The following is an 18,826-nucleotide window of genomic DNA, read 5'->3' as shown; positions in this document are numbered from 1 at the left end:
CTAAAAGTTCGCCTATTCAGCGGAGTGCCATGCGATCAAGCTGTGCGACATCTGCCGGAACATAGTTGTTTAGTCCCGGCATTTGATGGATAGGATCGATGATGAATCGATCTGGCTCGGAAGTCCACCTTTTGCAGATGAACTCGTAGGGGGTGAGGCCCTTTAGTGTCTTGAGCCTGCGCCCAAAATTGTAGGCGTCGATGAAGTCGGCGAGATGCTTTTTCAGTTGTGCGTGATCGTCGTAGTGGAAGCGCTTGACAGTCGCTTCCTTGATCGTCCGGTTCATCCGCTCGACCTGCCCATTGGTCCATGGGTGCTTAACCTTTGTCAGGCGATGCTCGATCTCGTATTCCTCACAGACTCGGTCGAAGATGTGCTGGAAGGCATTTTGGTCACAGGCCCGGTTGGTGAACTGGATGCCATTATCGGTCAGGATAGTATGGATGGTGTAGGGCACCGCCGCGATCAGGTTGCGCAGGAACTGGGCGGCATTCATCTTGCCAGCTTTGGCATAGAGCTCAGCGAAGGCGAACTTGGACGTGCGATCAATCGCCACGAAGAGATAGAGCTTGCCCTCAGCCGTCTGCACCTCGGCAATATCGACGTGGAAGTAGCCGATCGGGTAGCTTTTGAACTTTTTCTTCGGTTCTTTGTCGCCTTTCACTTCCGGCAGGCGTGAAATGCCGTGGCGCTGCAGACACCTGTGCAGGGACGAACGTGTCAGATGCGGGATCGTCGGTTGAAGGGCATAGAGGCAGTCATCAAGAGGCAGCAATGTATGCCTGCGAAAGGCGACGATGACGGCTTCTTCTTCAAGGGAGAGGATTGTCGAATGCGGGTCCTTCGGGCCTGTCGGAAGATCGGCCAATGATGTCCGTCTCTTCCATTTGGCTATTGTCTTCTGATTGACCCCATACCGCTTTGAAAGCGCTCTCAGGCTCTCTTCACTATTTTGTATTGCTCGACGGATTGCCTCTGTCGTTGTGGCGCTCCCGTGTAGAACCTGGCCCATAGTGCCTCCCTCCATTCTAAGGAAAATAATGCACCATCAAATGCCGGGACTAAACACATAGTGCCAGACGTCGGCCCGGTACGCCAGGCTCCGTCATGTCCGGGTTTTTAGCCGGGAGGTCAACATTCTGAACCCCGATGTGGTCGCCGCACGCAAGCAGTTCGGGTATCGGGAATGCGTTCTGATGCAGTTCCGCAAGAAGTTCGGAAAGGCCAACGTGACGTCGCTGGTCGAACGGGTCATCCGATTCCATGATGGACGACTTAACAGGCTGCTGAAATTGACGCTGCGTTGCCGGCGCCCTTCCTGCCGCGCGACGTGATCGTCGCCGAGGCCATTGCCACTTGGATCGGCCAGAAGGAGCACTCATCGAACATCACGGCGTGATCGATCAAGCCGATAGCTTATGAAATGAGGTAACCGCTGCCGGTCTTCAGCACCGTCCGGCAAGAATTCAAGAGGCCCTCCCCGCTTCCGTGGGGAGGGCCTCATTTCTTCCTATTCCGCCGCCATTTCCGATTCCTCGGCGTGATTGGAGAGGGAGCCGCCGGACTGGCGGTTCCAGAGGTCGGCATAGATACCGCCAGCCTCGATCAACTCGCCGTGTGAGCCGGCCTCGATGATCCGGCCCTTGTCGAGTACGATCAGCCGGTCCATCTCCGTCAGCGTCGAAAGCCGGTGGGCGATGGCGATCACCGTCTTGCCTTCCATCAGGGTGAAGAGGTTTTTCTGGATCGCCGCCTCGACTTCCGAATCGAGCGCCGAGGTTGCCTCGTCGAGCACCAGGATCGGCGCGTCCTTCAGGAAGACGCGGGCGATCGCGACGCGCTGCCGCTGACCACCGGACAACTTGACGCCGCGTTCGCCGACCTGTGCGTCGAGCCCCGCGCGGCCCTGCATGTCGACGAGGCCTTCGATGAACTCCCAGGCATTGGCGCGTTTGGCGGCCTCGATCACCTCGTCGTCCGTTGCTTCAGGACGACCATAGGCGATGTTGTCGCGGATCGAGCGATGCAGCAGCGAGGTGTCCTGCGTCACCACGCCGATCAGCGAACGCAGGCTTTCCTGCGAGACACCGGCGATATCCTGCCCGTCGATGGTGATGCGGCCATCCTCAAGATCATAAAAGCGCAGCAGCAGGTTCATCAGCGTCGTCTTGCCGGCACCGGAGCGCCCGACCAGACCGACCTTCTCGCCTGCCTTGATGTCGAGCGACAGGTTGTCGATGACGCCCTTGCTCTTGCCGTAGTGGAAGCGGATGCGGTCGTAGTGGATCGCGCCCTTCTTCGCCGTCAGGGTGGGTGCGTCCGGCTTGTCGACGATGTCGTGCTGTTTGCTCATCATCTCCATGCCGTCATAGACCGTACCGATATTCTCGAACAGCGCCGTGACTTCCCGCATGATCCATTGCGACATGAAGTTGAAGCGCATGGCAAGACCGATAGCGATGGCGATGGCGCTGACCGAGATCGCTCCGCTCAGCCAGAACCAGATCGACTGGCCCGAGATGACGAAGAGCGCAACACAGTTGTTCAGGTAGACGCAGATGTGGAAGAGCGCCACCTTGCGCAACTGCTTGTGCACAATCTGCAGGAACTCGTCCATGCTTTCCTTGGCGTAGACCTCCTCGCGGCCCGCATGCGAAAACAGCTTAACCGTCGCGATATTCGTATAGCTGTCGACCACACGTCCCGTCATCATTGAGCGCGCATCCGCCTGCGCCGCCGCGATCTTGCGAAGCCGCGGCACGAAATAGGCAACGATGCTGATATAGACGGCCAGCCAGACGAGGATCGGGATCATCAGCCGCCAGTCGGCTGCCGCAATCACGACGATCATCGTCAGGAAGTAGGTCACGACATAGACGAAGACATCGAGGATCCTGATCACCGTTTCGCGTACCGCAATCGAGGTCTGCATCACCTTGGTCCCGACGCACCCGGCCGCCTCGTTGGCGAAGAACGACATGCTGTGGCGCAGCAGGAAGCGGTGCATCTGCCAGCGTGCGCTCATCTGATAATTGCCGAGCATCATCTGATGCATGATGAAAGACTCGAGCCCAGCCGTCAGCGGCAGGCCGACCAGCACCAGCGCCGCCATCCAGAAAAGCTTGTGACCTTCTCTCTCCAGGAATGTGGCGCGGCCGGCATTGGTCAGCCAGCCGACGATGTCGCCGAGGAACTGGAAGAGCGCCACTTCGCCGATAGCGATCAGCGCGGTCAGCACGGCCATCAGGCCGAGCCAGGGCGCAGCCGGCTTGCTGTAATGCCAGCAAAAGGCAAAGAGACCTTTCGGCGGGGCGACAGGGTCCTCGCTGGGAAAGGGATTGAGTCGCTGTTCGAACCAGCCAAACATTGATTGCTCCAAGCGGTTGCTCTCAGTTGATTTTCCCATCGTCGTCACGACATTTCCTCCAGGTTTTGAGCCGTTTCTCGAGTGACGGCAGCCACACAAGCTGCCGTCTTTACCTGTGAAGACCTTCAGGCGTTGTGCCAGATGGCGCTGGAGCGCAGCGCCGGCGGTCTCACCTCAAGCCTTAAAAAACTTGTCCGTTCCGAGGGCCTCCATAGCTTCGGCAATCCGAGAGAGCGCAAGAACGTAGGCGGCAGTGCGCAGGGTGATGTTCTTCTCTCGCGCATATGCCCAAACGGCCTCGGCTTCCTTTTCCATTGCCGTCTTCAGCCGCGCATGCACCTGGTCGAGGGTCCATCGATCGCCCTGGCGGTTCTGGAGCCATTCGAAGTAAGAAACCGTAACGCCACCAGCGTTCGCGAGGATATCCGGTAGAATTACGACGCTCATGGCCTCGAGGATCTCGTCGGCCTCCGGGGTGATCGGGCCATTGGCGAGTTCGACAATAACCGAGGCCTTTATGCTTCCCGCGTTGCCCTTGTGAACCATATTCTCCAGGGCTGCCAAGGCGAGGACCTCACATTCGACCGCCACGAGCGCGTCGCCAGGAATCTCGGATACCCCAGCCGAACCTGCCATGCTGGTGACACTTCCGCCGCGACGCTTGGCGTCAAGCAGTTCGCCGATGTCGAAACCAGCCGGGGCATGGACCGCACCCTTAGAGTCCGAGACCGCCACGATCTTGTATCCGTCAGCAGCCATCAACTGCGCCGTGTGCATGCCGGCGTTGCCAAAGCCCTGGATCGCCACCCGATCCCCAGGCTTCAATCCGAGAGTGCGGGCTTTATGTTGTATGATGTTATAGGCTCCGCGTGCCGTCGCATCGTCGCGCCCGAGCGAGCCGCCAAGCATGACGGGTTTGCCGGTAATCACCGCTGGCGTCCTCTTGCCGACAATGGTGCTGTATTCGTCCATCATCCACGCCATGGTCTTTTCATTGGTGCCGACATCAGGGGCTGGAATGTCCCGATCTGGACCAATGACCCCGGCGAAAGCCCGGACGTAGGCGCGGGAGAGGCGTTCCTGTTCCGTGTTGGAGAGGCCGCGAGGATCCACCTTCACGCCGCCCTTTCCGCCGCCAAATGGCAGGTCCATCACGGCACACTTCGAGGTCATCATTAGTGCAAGCGCCATCACTTCATCGGCGTTCACTTGCTGGTGAAAGCGAATGCCGCCCTTCGTTGGACCGAGGCTATCGTCATAACGGCAGCGGAAGGCCAAAAAGCACTTGGTCGAGCCGTCGTCCATGCGGATCGACAGACGCGCCTGCGTCATCTCGAGAGCGTTTTTCAGCTTTTCGAGAAAACCTGGATCAAGATCCCGGTGCTCGGCTGCTTCAATGAGGCGCTTTAGGGTATTGTCAAAAAGGGTGGCCATTGGCGTATTCCTTTCGCGACCGTCGGGATCAAGATCCCGGTTCCTGGCTGCTTCCAAAAGGGACTGGAGAATATTTTCAAGAAGGGGGTCCATTGGTGTCTTCCTTTCTTGGTGTCTCCTAGCACTCGTCGTGCCAGGCCGATGGCGCGCTGATTACCTTGGGGATTTCAGACCAATCCGCTTTCGCCAGGGGTCAAAGTGCGACAGCTTTGTCAGTTTTGCGACAGCGGGTGTCTGCTGCGCTCGGTAGGAGAATTGTCGGGTTGATGTTGAGGTGCTTGGCCGCATCAACAAGACGTGTCAGGGCCTTTTTCAAATTGCTGGTCATTCAGCGTTTCCCCCAATTCGGATGATCACCGGTATCCGTGGTACGTGATGGTCCACGAGGGCCGCTAGCGTGTTTTGGGACGTAGTGGACTTGCCAATTCCGCCCTTTCCATAGAATGCGATCTGACGCAGAGCTGCCATGCTTGGCGTTCCTTCATGTGTTCGAAGCAATGCGGTTATCCCGCAATGCGGATGCAGCGGCCGTTCCGCTGCCTCGCAATAGCTCTCAAGATTCGTGCCAAGCAGGCCGATTGAGTTGACGAACAACAATTTGCTGCGATTCCAGTTATGTGGGCGGAAAAAGGCGCGCGATCGAGGAGGTAGCCTTTGTCGGTGATCTGACAAAGTTGACGACAATGTCGCAAATCGTTGTCATGCGTTTGAAGGATGGCGCTGGCGCTGCCTCGCGCAGCAGGTCCCGTCAGATACAGTGGCTTCGGCTTGTTCATTCGGTCATGTGATAGCTCACCCAACCGAACAGACGGCGTTGGTGTAACGATTGAGGCGGTGAGGACTCAAGAGCTCGACAGGCTGCAGCAGGTTTATGGACGGCTTTCGATTGATATTTCCAGCAAGGGTTTCTCCACGCATCTGGCAATGATCCTGCTCACGCCGCAACATCAGCTAAACCGCTTGTCCAACCTCACTAGGCGCTCGCAGCGTTATTTCTCGATCGCTGTGCTTCTGATCGCGCATACGGGGTCGCTAGTCAGATTATCAACGGCAAACCGAAGCTCGATACACGCCCACGGCACCAGAATTTCAGTCCCCGTGCTATCCCGGCGCATTGTTCGGCGTTGTGAGTTCATGGCGAACCGCGACTTGCGGGTTTCGAGAGGCTAACGGGTACGCCGGATTTGCGCGAGGAGTTTCTGACGGAAGACTTCGGCGGGTGTTTTGTAGCCGAGACATTTGCGTGGTGTCGCGTTCAGGTGATTGCAGATCTCGGTGAGATCGCGGTCGCTGAGAGACAGTGGATCCACCTCTCTCGAGAGCCATTTCCTGGCCCGTCTATTGGTGTTCTCGACGGTGCCCTTCTGCCACGGGGATTGCGGATCGCAAAACCATGTCTGCGCTCCGATGCTGGCCTGCAGGTAAGGCCAGTCGGTGAACTCCGTGCCACGATCGAAGGGGATCGAGCGACGGGCGAGGTGGGGCAGGGATTGTAGCACCTGGATCAGGCCGTCCATCACCGGCCTCGATTGCCGGTCGTTGTTGCGCAGCAAGACGGCAAATCGGCTGACCCGTTCGACCAGCGACGTCACGTTGGCCTTTCCGAACTTCTTGCGAAACTGGATGAGATCGCATTCCCAATGCCCGAACTGTTTGCGCTCGGCGACGGCGTCTGGCCGGTAGAGAATGTTGACATCCGGGGTGAAACGCCTGCCATGGCGGCGCCTGGCATGGCGCGGCCGGCGTCTGGCACGATGCTCCGGCAGATGTCTCCACAGCTTGATCGCATGACCGTCCGAGGAATAGGCGAACTTATAGATCGTCTCATGGCTGACGGAGATCGGATGGCGCTCAAGCTGCAATCGGCCAGCGATCTGTTGTGGCGACCAGCCATGCATGATGCGCTCGATCACCGATTGGCGCAGCTGCGAGAACCGGGCAAGTTTGCGCAGCTTGGCACGCCGTTCTCGCGCCATGTCATTGGCCATCACGCAGTAGTAACCGTTGAGGTCGGGCATCTCACCATCCTCGAACGTATTGCGGCGCAGCTCACGGAAAATCGTTGAGCGATGTCGGTGCAGCTTCTCGGCGATCACGTCAACGCTGATCCCAGCCGTACGCCAGCGAGCAATCTTGCGGCGTTCGTCCATATCGATCTGGGAGTAGGTGCGCTTCATGTCTCGTTCCTTGCAGGGATAAACCGTTGTTATCTATTGCAAGTCGCACTTCATCCTTGAACCCACCCCGGCTACACCCACTGTCAAAGCTGGTTAGATGCGCGACGCTGTCAGCCGGTTAGAAACGCGACACTTGCGCTTCGGATTAGCCGCCGATCCGACCGGCTGGACCGGGTTGCAAGGGAGGAGCGGGGGCGGGTGAGGAACACCCTTCGGCTTTAGCTTTGAGACTGTGAATGCAGGCGATCATTCCGCGGCCTCCATGCGCGCCAGCGCCTTCTGCCTTTTTGCGATGACCTCCGGATCATTCATGAAGTCCGTCCGCCGGCCAGGCTTGCGGCCACGCTTCTGATAACCATTGCCCTGGCTGCCATCGGGAATACCGAACATATGATCCGTCTGGCCGGTGCGGCGAGGGCCGCTCTTGCTGCGCTGCTGTTCCCGCCCAGCCTGCAGCTCGGCGACGACGGAAAGCATGTCGTCGAGACGCTTGCCTCAACAGCGCCTTCTCGCGCCTCGCAATCACTGCAGGATCGTCCATGAAGTCTGTCTTGCGGCCCGGCTTTCGGCCCCGCGGCGTGTAGCCATTCTTCTCGCTGTTACTCTTGACCTTCGGCCTTGTCTGCTGATCCTGGCGCTCTTTGATATAGGCCAGAACGTCACCGAGCCGCTTGTTCTCGGTGATCGCCGCATGCGTCACCCGCTGGTCCTTGTCGAACGTCTTGTAGGGCAGGGAATAGCCTTTCCAGCGCACGTCCAGCCGGCCATCGGCAAAGGCATAGGTCTCGACATAACGGCCAACCAGGCCACGCGTCACCTCGTTCTCTTCCAGCATGATCCGCTGGCGCTCGAACGAAAACGTCAGCTGCGCCCCGACATAACGCTGCTCACGCTTGCACAGGATCTCCTTCAGCCGGTCCGACGCAAGATTCATCGGCCGATGCAGATTATCGGACCGGGTAGGGACAATCGCAAATCGCCCATTGTAGCGCTCAATGAAACCGGACAGGAAAGCGTTGCCGTCGTCCATGCCGGAAATCCCCGCCAGCCGCAGTTCCTTGACCAGCCGATCCTGCAGCGTCCGGTTCATCCGCTCGACGCGACCCTTCGCCTGGCTCGAATTTGCGCAAAGAATCTCGATGTTTAGCTCTGAGAGCGCACGCCCGAACTGGGTCATGCCCTGGCCACCCTTGGCATCCTTCTTCGCCACCCGAAACACCGAATGCTTGTCGGAATAAAAGGCAACGGGCGCGCCGTGATCCTTCAAATAAAGCTCCAGCGCCTCGAAATAGCTGAAGGCGCTTTCCGAGCGCACGAAGCGCAACTGCATCAGCTTGCCCGTCGCATCGTCGACGAACACCAGCAGCGAGCAGGCCGGCCCACGATCTTCGAACCAGCGATGCTCGGACCCGTCGATCTGCACCAGCTCCCCATAGGCTTCACGTCGCAAGCGCGGCTGATGAAACGTCCGCCGCTGCTTGCGCGACAGCCACAGGCCCGCATCCACCATCCAGCTGCGCAACGTCTCGCGCGACACCCGCAAGCCATCGAGCTCGGCAAGCTTCTCGGCCGCCAAGGTTGGTCCGAAGTCTGCATAGCGTTCGCCAACCAGCGTCACGGCGTAATCTCGAACGCCATCGCTGATCCGGTTGTTCGACGGTCGGCCGATCGCCTTGTGCCGGATCGACGCCGCACCGGCCGTTCTGATCCGATCCGACAGCCTTCGCACTTGGCGTGTACTCAGATCAAGCACATGCGCCGCCGACACCATCGTCATCCGGCCGGCGATCACTTTCGATAGAATCTCGATCCGTTGCAGGTCGCGCTCGCTCATCGCTATCAGTCCCATCCGCAATCTCCACCGTCATCAAACCCGGGGAGTGTGACATTCCAACTTTGCAGAAACAGGACACTTCAACTTTGCGGCTACACCCACTGTCAAAGCTGATTAGATGCGCGACGCTGTCAGCCGGTTAGAAACGCGACACTTGCGCTTCGGATTAGCCGCCGATCCGACCGGCTGGACCGGGTTGCAAGGGAGGAGCGGGGGCGGGTGAGGAACACCCTTCGGCTTTAGCTTTGAGACTATGAGTGCAGGCGATCATTCCGCGGCCTCCATGCGCGCCAGCGCCTTCTGCCTTTTTGCGATGACCTCCGGATCATTCATGAAGTCCGTCCGCCGGCCAGGCTTGCGGCCACGCTTCTGATAACCATTGCCCTGGCTGCCATCGGGAATACCGAACATATGATCCGTCTGGCCGGTGCGGCGAGGGCCGCTCTTACTGCGCTGCTGTTCCCGCCCAGCCTGCAGCTCGGCGACGACGGAAAGCATGTCGTCGAGACGCTTGTTCTCGACAACCTCTGCCCGGTGGACCGACCGCAATGTATCGAAGGTTCTGTAGGGCAGGGTGAAGCTCTCGTGCATGATCTCGAGGCGGCCGTCCGGGTAGTCGCAGACAACGACCTTCTTTCCCGCCAGCCCTCTGGCCCGCTCCGTCGGATCGAGAATGAACAAGACCTTGTCGTAACGGAGCGTCAGGGACTGCGACAGTGTGCGGACTTCCTTGCGGCACATGGCGCCATCGAGATTCTCATGCGCGGCAAGCGGCCGGTGCATGTCCTTCGGATTGCGTGGCGGTTTGCCAAAACGGGAATTGAAATCCGCAATGAATTCTGATGCATAGCCGTTGGCCGCCTCGATCGTATCGATGCCGCGAAGCCGCATCTCCTTGACCAGCCGGTCCTGCAGCGTCTGGTTGGCGCGTTCCACACGGCCCTTTGCCTGCGGAGTATTGGCGCAGATGATGTCGATGTTCAGCTCATAAAGCGCACGACCAAACTGCGTCAGGCCGCTCGTGCGGTCTTTCTCCGACGCATGGGTCGAACGAAAGACACCATGCTTGTCGCTGTAGAAGGCCAGAGGTTTACCCCATTGCTGCAGATAAGCCTTTGTCGCATGCAGGTAGTCGAACGTGTTCTCTGACCCAGCGAACCGCAGATGCAGCAACTTGCCGGTGGCGTCATCGATATAGACAAGCAGGGCGCATTTGGGACCACGGTTCTCAAACCACCAGTGATGCGATCCATCGATCTGCACGAGTTCGCCGAAACAGTCGCGCCGGCCGCGCGGCTGGAAAACCCGCTGCTTACGCTCACGCCGCGAGATCCAGATGCCGGCCTCGGTCATCCATTGCCGCAGCGTCTCCTTGGCGACCGAGATCTGATGCAGTTCCATCAGCTTCTCGCGCGCCAGCGTCGGACCGAAATCCAGATAGCGCTCCCGGATCAGATCCAGCGCCGCATTGCGAAACTCCTCGCTGTGGCGCCGGTTGCTCGGCTGTGATCGCTTCTTGGAAACAAGGCCGGCTGGACCATTCCGGTCATAAGCCTGCAGCAGCCGATGGACCTGACTTCGACTGAGGTCGAGCAGTTCGGCGGCCTGGACGACGCTCAGGCGCTCGTCACGAATCTTCTGGATAACTTCGAGGCGATGCAATTCTTTCTGCGACATGGTGATCATAAAGGACATGACGACTCCGACCGCTCATGGTCTCGACCAGGCTGAAGATCGTCATCCTTGCTCCCGACGTTGGCATTGACCAGTGCGTAGAGAGGCGAGACTGTCGCATCTCTAACTGGCCCAACTGTCGCATTACTAAATAGCCGCTACACCCACCCCTCGCATAAGCTGAATTATGGAACAAGGACGTTTACGAGCCTTATCAATCGTGTGTCTACACCTTCCTCCACCCTACGTGGCAAGCGATATGTTGCTCGAGTATTCGCTCAGCGTGGCGTAGGCAATCAGGCCGCGAGGCTTTCCGAGCTTGTCCATGACACCGTCGCAGGCGTCGATGCAGAGCGCCGCTGCCGGTTGCGACGGGCATTGACCGGCTCGACATTGAGCCGCTCGATGTTATCGGGATCTGGTGCAGTGTAGAGGTTCATAGGTATCCGATTTCACCCGCCCTTGTCCCATCTGCCGCGCATCCGTTCTTGATGCAGATCAAGAAATGCCAAAAGGCGATCTCGTGGGAAAGTAATCTTCACGAAAGGAAAAGGCCACGCCCTGGACAGAGGGCGTGGCCCGCAGGAGCTGCCGAGGAGAGACACGGCTGGCACGTCCTCGACCAGCCAAGGACTAACGGCTCGTCTGCTTGTGGTCTTTGACACAAGTCAAACTGACGATCGAATTGCCGATCTTTGCCGGATTGTCCTGCTCCGGTGATGGGGGCATCGTCTATCGCGCTCCGATATAAGCGATCGGATGGCGGCGCGCCGTGTGCCGTAGAGGCCGAGGATTGAATTGTGGTCCTGATCTGACATGGCTTCCTCCTTAGGTTCCGCCGCCGAGCGAATGGACGAAAATGGTAAGTTCCTTGACCGTCGTATCGCCGAGACGCCCTTCCCAGTCAGGCATGACGCCATGCTTGGGAGCGGCTACCTGGCGGATGATCGCATCCTCGCCACGTGCCTTCAGCCAGATCCATTGGCGAGATCCGGCGCGCCCATGTCGGCCTTTCCTTTGGCGTCGTCGCCGTGTGATCACTCATTTCATTTCGCCCGGGATCTCATTGGCGCTTCCCTGCAAAATGACTTTATTTTCACGGCGGAGGCAGTCACTGAATGCAAGATCCGGCGCATGTCTCGCAGGAACTTCCACGAAGAAGTCGCTCAGTCAGAAGCGTTCGGCTTGGCCTAGATCTCCTTCTTTGCCAGGAAGCGGCCGCTGCGCATGAACAGATGGTGCTGCTATTCTCAAAAAGAATACGGAGTAGCGTCTCTGCAGCTTCATCCTCAAGCTCGCATCCCGCCGTGCCCCGCTGTCTGGTGCGCGTTCCCATGAACCGCCAGGACATTGCGGATCATCTCGGCCTCACCATCGAGAGCGTGTCTCCCACGATCACGAAACTGGCATCACGCAACATCGTTATTTGCGAGGGCAGGCACGAGCTGCGGATCGTCAACCTCGCCCGATTGATACAGTTGTCCGGCGACGCTAATGATTTTTCTGAAGATCCATGACATAGGGTCAAGCTACACTGATAGACCGAGCGTCAGGATGACCCTCATGCCTCATCGTCTCCTGTCACAATCGACGCCGGATCGACGACGTGGCTATCGATCTCTTCGGCCTGCAGTACGCGATGAATCCAGAAGCCGTCGAACCCCGGCCTCCTGGATCACGATGATGGGAAAGCATCGCCCGATCCGCGCCTGAGCCTTTCTCTTGAGCTCGGCAAACCGGTCCAGCATGCCTGCGACATCACCGGCCGCCACTGCAGCTTTGACATCTTCTCACCCCCACCGGGCGACAGAGAGGTGATTAGCCATTTCGAGCGACTCAATTCCAATGAGATGAAAATTGCGCGAAGATCGGTACGGATAGCGGTCAGCGCTTAGGATCGGTGAGCTGCAACCGGCATGCTTGCCTCCGAGGTAGGGTGTTTAAGCAACCTCACTTTGCCAGTGCAGGTCGCCATCCACCTTCCTCATAGGATCTGGCGGAGCGCAAGATCGCCGCCCGTATTCCTTCGAGAGCAAACCGCAAGGTGGTGATCCCGCATGATCCACGTTCTACAAATAGCGCCACAAGATTGAAAACATGTTCGGCAGCTCCAGGACTGGGCGCATTCACACCAGATACGATCGCTACGCCCACACTTTCTTCTCAAGCATATGCATCGCAGCGACCGTCATCTTCTGGCTTTGATTCAGTGAGTCCTGAGCCTATTAGGTAGCTGTGCCGCTACCGAAGTTTCGGAAAAGTCGGGTGACACGCAGGATCATCGACCGCTGATAGGCGTCGGGCGTATCGAGTTGCAGGTGCACAATAGGAGGCCCGCAGAAGAGATCGCACGAGATTTGCCACCTTAACCGCCTCGAACGCGTCAGCGCCGCCCCTGAAGGCGCCCAGCGCGTACTCGCTGCCTGAGCCAATGGTGAAGAAGTCGTCTTCGAGCGGGCCCGATGGATAAAAGCAGCCGTTGAAGAAAAAGACCGAGCGATCGACCTTTACCAGGATCGCCTCAACCTCGGACTCGCGCGTGCCGAACGCATCCTTGCTCATGCCCGCCGTCACCCACTCCGTGAAATGTTCACCCATACCGGGTTGTCTGGTGGTGACGCCGAGCAGCGCGCCCTTGAGTGGCCCTGCCGCGATCCGGTTAATCTTCCTCTTCGCGCCGATCGGATGGTGGCTGCCGGAAGTGGCGCGGCTGTCGGCGATCATAAGCTCGCGCTTGCGGTCGTAGACGATGACGGTCATTAGAGCAGCCCTCTCTTGATGCGCTTCGGGCGCATGATGGTGTTCGTAACCGAATAAAACCGGATCTGTGCCGTGTCCGGCACTTGCTTTATGCAAACCAGGATATGCATACTGGTGGGTTCAAAGTTGAAGTGTCCTGTTTCTGCAAAGTTGGAATGTCACTCTCCCGGGTTTGATGACGGTGGAGATTGCGGATGGGACTGATAGCAATGAGCGAGCCCGACCTGCAACGGATCGAGATTTTGTCGAAGTTGACCGCCGGCTGGATGACGGTGGTGTCGGCGTCGCATGTGCTTGATCTGGGTACGCGCCAAGTGCGCCGGCTGTCGGAGCGGATCCTGCACAGCAGCGGTGGACTTTTCATCAGCTGCGGCTGCCATGCGAGGCCTCCACGAAGTCTCCTTTACCCAGTTCACCCGGGGATGGCGCGACTGCCCAGTCAATTAGGTCCAAAGCGCGGTGAAGAATCGCCTCGGCTTCGGCGGGGTCGGTCGAAGCGGCAATAACATGTCCAATTATGTCTAGGTAATCACCTCTTCGAACAAGAGAGACTCCAGGCTCGACATAAAATCTAGCCTCAGCAATACCTCGTACAGTCTCCGCCAGATCGGTACCTCTGATGTGCGCAAGTGTGCCGTCCAGATCGGCCACGAAAAATCGGGCTACCGAGGTGCGGTATTGACTTTTACGCAGGTCGCACTGATCCCCAATCGCAAGCCTGATCTGTTGTTCGATGATATCTAGACCGTAGGCCAGCTCAACCAGCCGACAAGTGCTCCAACCCGGAGGACGTGGGTTGACTTCCAACACGACCGGGCCTCGTTTTGTCCAGTGTAGTTTAACGTTTGCTAGCCCCCAGCCGAGGCCGAGTGCTTGCAAGCATCTCAACGATACATCCGTGATACGCTCGTGCTCCTCATCAGTTAGCTTGGCTGGAAACATGCTCTTACGAGGTACGAAATGAGGCAGGGAGCCAAATTCGCTTGAACCAATCGCAATGACCGCGTTCCCCATTGTTATAACGTCATAAAAAGGGCCTTCTACGAACTCTTCGACAAGTATTGTCGGCGAAGTCTGCCTGGGGTAAGTGGCTCCCAGCAGATAGGTTGTGTGTTCGGATAACTCAGCGGCATCGCGACATAATCGGACACCGCTGCTTCCGTTGCCCACTGCCGGCTTAACAATAACCGGGAATCCGATATTAGCGGCGGCCCTATCCACAGTGGGTGCACTAGCTGCCCATCGAAAAGTCGGTACTAGTATGCCATCCTGCGTCAGGAGCTGACGTTGAGTAAATTTGTCGCTGCAGCGTTCGACCGAAACCGGGTTCGGGCCCGGTCGGTCGAAGCACCGACATAGCTTTGCGACCGTCAAATTTACCGACTCGCTGCGAGTCTCAAAACCGATAAATCCTGCAATATCATAGGTCGCAGCCAGATTGAGGCACTCATCCCTCACCGCATCGAAATCTTCAGTATCGACCAGTCTCGCCTTACTGTATTCCGCCATAAGGTAGTCATACTGGATTGGATCAGCCGCCAGAGTAACCGGTTGGTATCCAAGACGTCGCGCGGTTTGAACGTACCGCAAACCATTGCTTCTCGAACCTTCAATTAGCAGGAGTGCTTTTCGTCGCGGTTTTTTGCCCTCCTTGCGTCCGAGCCTATATCCGACGGCAAATTCGCAGGGCGTTGTTTTTAGAAAATTGCATTTGTCTGGGTTTCGCGGATTCCGTTGCAATTTATTTGCCACACGAGGGTCCTCTGTAGGAGTAGCGCGTCACGTGTTCCTAGACGCCCTTGCTCGGCGAAGCCTTGATTCCAGACACCTGCGATGCAGGTGCGAAAGTGCTCACTGTGATTTCCTCATCTCTAGAGAGGGGATTGGCTTCAGTGGACGCTTCGGTTTCGCCGATTAGCGATTAACTATCGATGTTGTCGGCCTTCTTTGCTCCGGCCATCGCCCAAGACGAACTCGGCGGACTTTTCCTGACCGGGAAGATGCGCGCCCTCATCAAATTCGCCTCGTCTCCGGGATCATGATGGGAAGAGTTCCTTTGCCGAATGGGCCCCAATCTGAAATGGCGCATGTCAGCATTCGCGCGTCCCGTGTGGCGGCAAACCACGGCTGCGAGCGCGCAGCGGTGGCTCGTGTTGGTCTCCTTTCCTCAATCAGTTGACAAAGAATTGCTGTGTGCCTTGCGTCTCAATAGATAGCGCCCACAAGTCGCGAGAGCGCGTGGACGTAGGCAGCGCTTCGCAGGGTGATGTTCTTGTCCTTTGCATACGCCCAAATTGCGGCTCCTTCCTCTTCCATCTTCGTCTTCAGCCGAGCGTGTATGTCCTCGATGGGCCAATAATATCCTTGCCGATTCTGCACCCATTCGAAATAGGAGACGGTGACCCCACCCGCATTCGCGAGGATATCCGGAAGAACGACGACGTTCTTGCTCTTGAGGATCTCATCGGCCTCCGGCGTGATCGGGCTGTTGGCGAGTTCGAGAATGATAGGAGCCTTTACATTGGCAGCGTTACCCACGTGGATCATGTCCTCCATGGCCGCCAAAACGAGCAGTTCGCAATCAACCGAAATGAGTTCGTCGGCAGCAATTCTCGAGACACCGGCTGAACCCGCCAAGCTGGTAACGCTTCCGATGCGGTCTTTAGTAGCATTCACCTTTTTGATATCGAGGCCCGTCGGGCAACCGATTGCACCCTTTGAGTCGGAAACAGCCACGACCTTGTATCCGGCCGATTCGAGCAACTGCGCCATGTGAGATCCGGCGTTGCCGAAGCCTTGGATCGCGACTCGCGCACCCGGAGTAAAGCCGAGGTCCTTCGCCAGAAATTGGAGGAGATAATAGCCGCCGCGGGCCGTTGCATCATCACGCCCAAGTGAGCCGCCAAGGCTGATCGGCTTACCGGTGATGACCGCCGGGGTCACCTCGCCCACGATGGAATCGTATTCGTTCGCCATCCACGCCATGGTCATCGCATTGGTGTTGACGTCAGGCGCCGGGATGTCCCGGTTTGGTCCGATGACCTTGGCGAAGATCTGGACATAGCCACGTGCAATTCGCTCCAGTTCAGTCTTGGAGAGATGGCGAGGATCAATCTGCACGCCACCCTTGCCGCCACCAAACGGCAGGTTCATCACTGCGCACTTGACAGTCATCAGGAAGGCGAGTGTCTCTACCTCATCTGCCGTTACACTTTGGTGGTATCTGATGCCGCCCTTGGTTGGGCCGCGGGTATCGTCATAGCGGGAACGCCAAGCCCGTAAGTGCTTGTGGGAGCCGTCGTCCATGCGAATCGTCAGACGAGCGTGCGTGGTCTCGCGCGGGAACTCCCATTTTTCGAGAATTGTCGGGTTGATGTTGAGGTGCTTGGCCGCATCAACAAGACGTGTCAGGGCCTTTTTCAAATTGCTGGTCATTCAGCGTTTCCCCCAATTCGGATGATCACCGGTATCCGTGGTACGTGATGGTCCACGAGGGCCGCTAGCGTGTTTTGGGACGTAGTGGACTTGCCAATTCCGCCCTTTCCATAGAATGCGATCTGACGCAGAGCTGCCATGCTTGGCGTTCCTTCATGTGTTCGAAGCAATGCGGTTATCCCGCAATGCGGATGCAGCGGCCGTTCCGCTGCCTCGCAATAGCTCTCAAGATTCGTGCCAAGCAGGCCGATTGAGTTGACGAACAACAATTTGCTGCGATTCCAGTTATGTGGGCGGAAAAAGGCGCGCGATCGAGGAGGTAGCCTTTGTCGGTGATCTGACAAAGTTGACGACAATGTCGCAAATCGTTGTCATGCGTCTGACGGACCACAAGCTGGCTTCAGCTTATTCGTTTGGTCAACCGATCAGAACGGCGTTGATGTAAACGATTGAGACGGAGAAAAGCCAAGAGCTCGATGCGCTGCAGCAGCGTTTATGGACGGCTTTCGATTGATATTTCCAGCAAGGGTTTCTCCACGCTTCTGGCAATGATCCTGCTCACGCCGCAACATCAGCTAAACCGCTTGTCCAACCTCACTAGGCGCCCGCAGCGTTATTTTCTCGATCGCTGTGCTTCTGATCGCGCATACGGTGTCGCTAGTCAGATTGTCAATGGTAAACCGAAGCTCGATACACGCCCACGGCACCAGAACTTCAGTCCCCGTGTTATCTCCAGGCGTATTATTCGGCGTTGAAATCTTCCGGCTCGTGGCGCAGCTATCACGGACTTATCCGACCTGGAGCCTATCGAACCGCCCCTCCGTTCGCGGTGGTGATCGGGGCGGATTGCGACACGACATGTCGGCAACCCTACAAAACCCTCCGCATAGCGACAACGAAACATGTGCAATCTCGAAGGCTTACCGGCGCAACCTGATTGGCACGAGTAGTGCTCAGAGTAGGCCGGGTCCCTAAAGCCCAAATCCGATCGGGAGCTTAAACGACTATGCACATCGTGGTCTGTATCAAACAAGTGCCGGGCTTCGGACGCCTGATATCGTCTTCGTCGGGAAGCAGACAATTGACGGCGACACGGCCCCGGTCTGACCGGCATCGGAAGGAGCCCGAACCTCCAGCAATCCACTTACATAGCGAGGAGCTCTGGAATGGCCTCGTGTTGCATGTGCATTAGACCTCGGCATCGTCCCGTCACGACGGTGACTATCGTCACGCTCTCAGAACAAGGAATTTGCAATGTCACGCACCCGCAGAAGCCATTTCACAAAGCGAGATCACCAACGTTTATTGTCCAACCGATGGAACGCTCGCCGCGATGGCCTTTCAATATCAAAACAACTCGACCTCATACTTGGCAGGAAAAAAAAGCGCATTCCTGGCGCACGGAACGCCGGATAAAGGGAGGAACAAGACGTGACTTCTAGTTTAAATCTTGGCTCTCCAGCCCCTTCGATCAAAGCGCTGGACTGGCTGCGCGGCGAACCGCTTTCCCACTTCCAGCTCGGCAAGATATACATCGTTGACTTCTTTTCGACCACCTGCGGTTATTGCGGGCCGGAGCTATCCGACCTGGCGAAGTTGCACAAGAAGTTCAGTGACACGGGCGTTGAGTGCATCGGGATCGCAGCAAGTGAGAAAGCTGCAACGGATGACGACGCCCGAGCCCAGGTGGACGCGTCCATAACCAAATCGCTCCCGAATACGAACATTCGGATGGGATTCGACCACTCAGGCGAAATCGATGAGGATTGGCTCAAAGCCAGCTTGTCGTTCCACGTTCCAAAGACGTTCGTCGTCGACCGAGACGGTAGCATCGCCTATATCGGTGATCTGGTTATGCTCGAGGACGTTCTGCCAAAAGTGATTGACGGCAGCTGGCGCGCCAGCGCGGAAGCAGAAAAGGCCGAAAAGGAGCGGATTGCTGAAGGCGAGACTTATGCTGCGCAGATAGTTTCATGATCGGGTCTCGGCGGCGACAGAGATTAAGAATTGGAAGACGGCGATCTCGGCCATTGAGGAGGGCATCAACCTGAACCCGGACAGCATCTTCTTGCGGCGCAACTTTATTGGCACGAGCAGTGCTCAGAGTTAGCAGGGTCCCTAAAGCCCGAATCCGATTGGGAGCTT

9 protein-coding genes and 13 pseudogenes are annotated in these 18,826 nt (G+C 57.5%); 5 read left to right on the top strand and 17 right to left on the bottom strand.

The features are described 5' to 3' along the window. Window positions 1-16: 16 nt before the first annotated feature. The gene (locus tag BA011_RS36550) at window positions 17-1,012 is read right to left on the bottom strand and encodes an IS481 family transposase (protein ID WP_072641005.1); all 996 of its coding nucleotides are present in this window, start codon (window positions 1,010-1,012) and stop codon (window positions 17-19) included. 56 nt (window positions 1,013-1,068) lie between these two features. Between BA011_RS36550 and BA011_RS45755 the strand changes: the two are divergent. Beyond that, window positions 1,069-1,262: pseudogene (locus BA011_RS45755) on the top strand (IS30 family transposase); the annotation flags it as partial. Window positions 1,263-1,510: 248 nt separating this feature from the next. Here the strand turns inward: BA011_RS45755 and BA011_RS36545 are convergent. From BA011_RS36545 to BA011_RS43520, 11 genes and pseudogenes are all read right to left on the bottom strand, one after another. Further along, entirely contained in the window at window positions 1,511-3,367 is a 1,857-nt protein-coding gene (locus BA011_RS36545; RefSeq protein WP_065284401.1) for an ABC transporter ATP-binding protein, read from the bottom strand. Between the two features lie 174 nt (window positions 3,368-3,541). Beyond that, a complete protein-coding gene (locus BA011_RS36540) occupies window positions 3,542-4,801 on the bottom strand; it encodes a Glu/Leu/Phe/Val family dehydrogenase (RefSeq protein ID WP_065284467.1) in 1,260 nt (419 codons plus the stop codon). A gap of 193 nt (window positions 4,802-4,994) precedes the next feature. Continuing rightward, complete coding sequence (locus tag BA011_RS46205) at window positions 4,995-5,129, bottom strand: hypothetical protein (RefSeq protein WP_257785331.1); 135 nt, start codon at window positions 5,127-5,129, stop codon at window positions 4,995-4,997. A 50-nt stretch (window positions 5,130-5,179) separates the two neighbouring features. Next, window positions 5,180-5,269, bottom strand: a pseudogene (nifH, locus tag BA011_RS43540) (nitrogenase reductase); the annotation flags it as partial. Window positions 5,270-5,967: 698 nt separating this feature from the next. After that, window positions 5,968-6,978 (bottom strand): IS30 family transposase, encoded by a 1,011-nt coding sequence (locus tag BA011_RS36535; RefSeq protein WP_065284400.1) that lies wholly within the window; start codon window positions 6,976-6,978, stop codon window positions 5,968-5,970. 246 nt (window positions 6,979-7,224) lie between these two features. Continuing rightward, window positions 7,225-7,470, bottom strand: a pseudogene (locus tag BA011_RS46415) (ISNCY family transposase); the annotation flags it as partial. Then, window positions 7,469-8,827, bottom strand: a pseudogene (locus tag BA011_RS36530) (ISNCY family transposase); the annotation flags it as partial. The pseudogenes BA011_RS46415 and BA011_RS36530, both read right to left, overlap by 2 nt. Before the next feature lie 252 nt (window positions 8,828-9,079). Next, on the bottom strand, window positions 9,080-10,507 hold the full coding sequence (locus BA011_RS36525) for an ISNCY family transposase (protein ID WP_065279332.1): 1,428 nt from the start codon (window positions 10,505-10,507) through the stop codon (window positions 9,080-9,082). Window positions 10,508-10,732: 225 nt separating this feature from the next. Beyond that, window positions 10,733-10,846, bottom strand: a pseudogene (locus BA011_RS43530) (4Fe-4S dicluster domain-containing protein); the annotation flags it as partial. Window positions 10,847-11,119: 273 nt separating this feature from the next. Beyond that, window positions 11,120-11,304: pseudogene (locus BA011_RS45750) on the bottom strand (hypothetical protein). Between the two features lie 10 nt (window positions 11,305-11,314). Next, window positions 11,315-11,520 (bottom strand): annotated as a pseudogene (locus BA011_RS43520) (cytochrome C oxidase Cbb3); the annotation flags it as partial. Window positions 11,521-11,527: 7 nt separating this feature from the next. Here BA011_RS43520 and BA011_RS36520 point away from each other — a divergent pair. Next, window positions 11,528-12,003: pseudogene (locus BA011_RS36520) on the top strand (Crp/Fnr family transcriptional regulator); the annotation flags it as partial. 68 nt (window positions 12,004-12,071) lie between these two features. Here the strand turns inward: BA011_RS36520 and BA011_RS43515 are convergent. Next, window positions 12,072-12,374, bottom strand: a pseudogene (locus tag BA011_RS43515) (IS110 family transposase); the annotation flags it as partial. 353 nt (window positions 12,375-12,727) lie between these two features. Continuing rightward, window positions 12,728-13,246, bottom strand: a complete 519-nt coding sequence (locus tag BA011_RS36515) for a peptidase S14 (protein ID WP_237352830.1) — start codon at window positions 13,244-13,246, stop codon at window positions 12,728-12,730. A 194-nt stretch (window positions 13,247-13,440) separates the two neighbouring features. Between BA011_RS36515 and BA011_RS43505 the strand changes: the two are divergent. After that, window positions 13,441-13,584: pseudogene (locus BA011_RS43505) on the top strand (ISNCY family transposase); the annotation flags it as partial. A gap of 25 nt (window positions 13,585-13,609) precedes the next feature. Here BA011_RS43505 and BA011_RS36510 read toward each other — a convergent pair. The 3 genes and pseudogenes from BA011_RS36510 to nifH (BA011_RS43500) all read right to left on the bottom strand — a co-directional run. Then, complete coding sequence (locus tag BA011_RS36510) at window positions 13,610-14,836, bottom strand: ATP-grasp domain-containing protein (RefSeq protein ID WP_065284399.1); 1,227 nt, start codon at window positions 14,834-14,836, stop codon at window positions 13,610-13,612. Window positions 14,837-15,417: 581 nt separating this feature from the next. Then, a pseudogene (locus tag BA011_RS36505) lies at window positions 15,418-16,681 on the bottom strand (Glu/Leu/Phe/Val family dehydrogenase). Window positions 16,682-16,731: 50 nt separating this feature from the next. Then, window positions 16,732-16,821, bottom strand: a pseudogene (nifH, locus tag BA011_RS43500) (nitrogenase reductase); the annotation flags it as partial. A 907-nt stretch (window positions 16,822-17,728) separates the two neighbouring features. Here nifH (BA011_RS43500) and BA011_RS46715 point away from each other — a divergent pair. Beyond that, a pseudogene (locus tag BA011_RS46715) lies at window positions 17,729-17,838 on the top strand (nitrogen fixation protein FixA); the annotation flags it as partial. Between the two features lie 274 nt (window positions 17,839-18,112). Beyond that, window positions 18,113-18,658: a TlpA disulfide reductase family protein gene (locus tag BA011_RS36500; protein WP_065284398.1), complete on the top strand. Its 546-nt coding sequence runs from the start codon at window positions 18,113-18,115 to the stop codon at window positions 18,656-18,658. Window positions 18,659-18,826 lie beyond the last annotated feature (168 nt).

Source organism: Rhizobium leguminosarum (assembly GCF_001679785.1).
In the GTDB taxonomy this organism is placed as follows: domain Bacteria; phylum Pseudomonadota; class Alphaproteobacteria; order Rhizobiales; family Rhizobiaceae; genus Rhizobium; species Rhizobium leguminosarum_R.
Note: the sequence above shows the minus strand (reverse complement) of the source record. Positions and strands in the feature narration are given on the sequence as shown.

Bases quoted from the DNA above. Each gene is read 5' to 3' on its own strand.
- BA011_RS36550 (WP_072641005.1), bottom strand. From the start codon at position 1,012: ATGGGCCAGGTTCTACACGGGAGCGCCACAACGACAGAGGCAATCCGT.
- BA011_RS36545 (WP_065284401.1), bottom strand. From the start codon at position 3,367: ATGTTTGGCTGGTTCGAACAGCGACTCAATCCCTTTCCCAGCGAGGAC.
- BA011_RS36540 (WP_065284467.1), bottom strand. From the start codon at position 4,801: ATGGCCACCCTTTTTGACAATACCCTAAAGCGCCTCATTGAAGCAGCC.
- BA011_RS46205 (WP_257785331.1), bottom strand. From the start codon at position 5,129: ATGACCAGCAATTTGAAAAAGGCCCTGACACGTCTTGTTGATGCGGCC.
- BA011_RS36535 (WP_065284400.1), bottom strand. From the start codon at position 6,978: ATGAAGCGCACCTACTCCCAGATCGATATGGACGAACGCCGCAAGATT.
- BA011_RS36525 (WP_065279332.1), bottom strand. From the start codon at position 10,507: ATGTCCTTTATGATCACCATGTCGCAGAAAGAATTGCATCGCCTCGAA.
- BA011_RS36515 (WP_237352830.1), bottom strand. From the start codon at position 13,246: ATGACCGTCATCGTCTACGACCGCAAGCGCGAGCTTATGATCGCCGAC.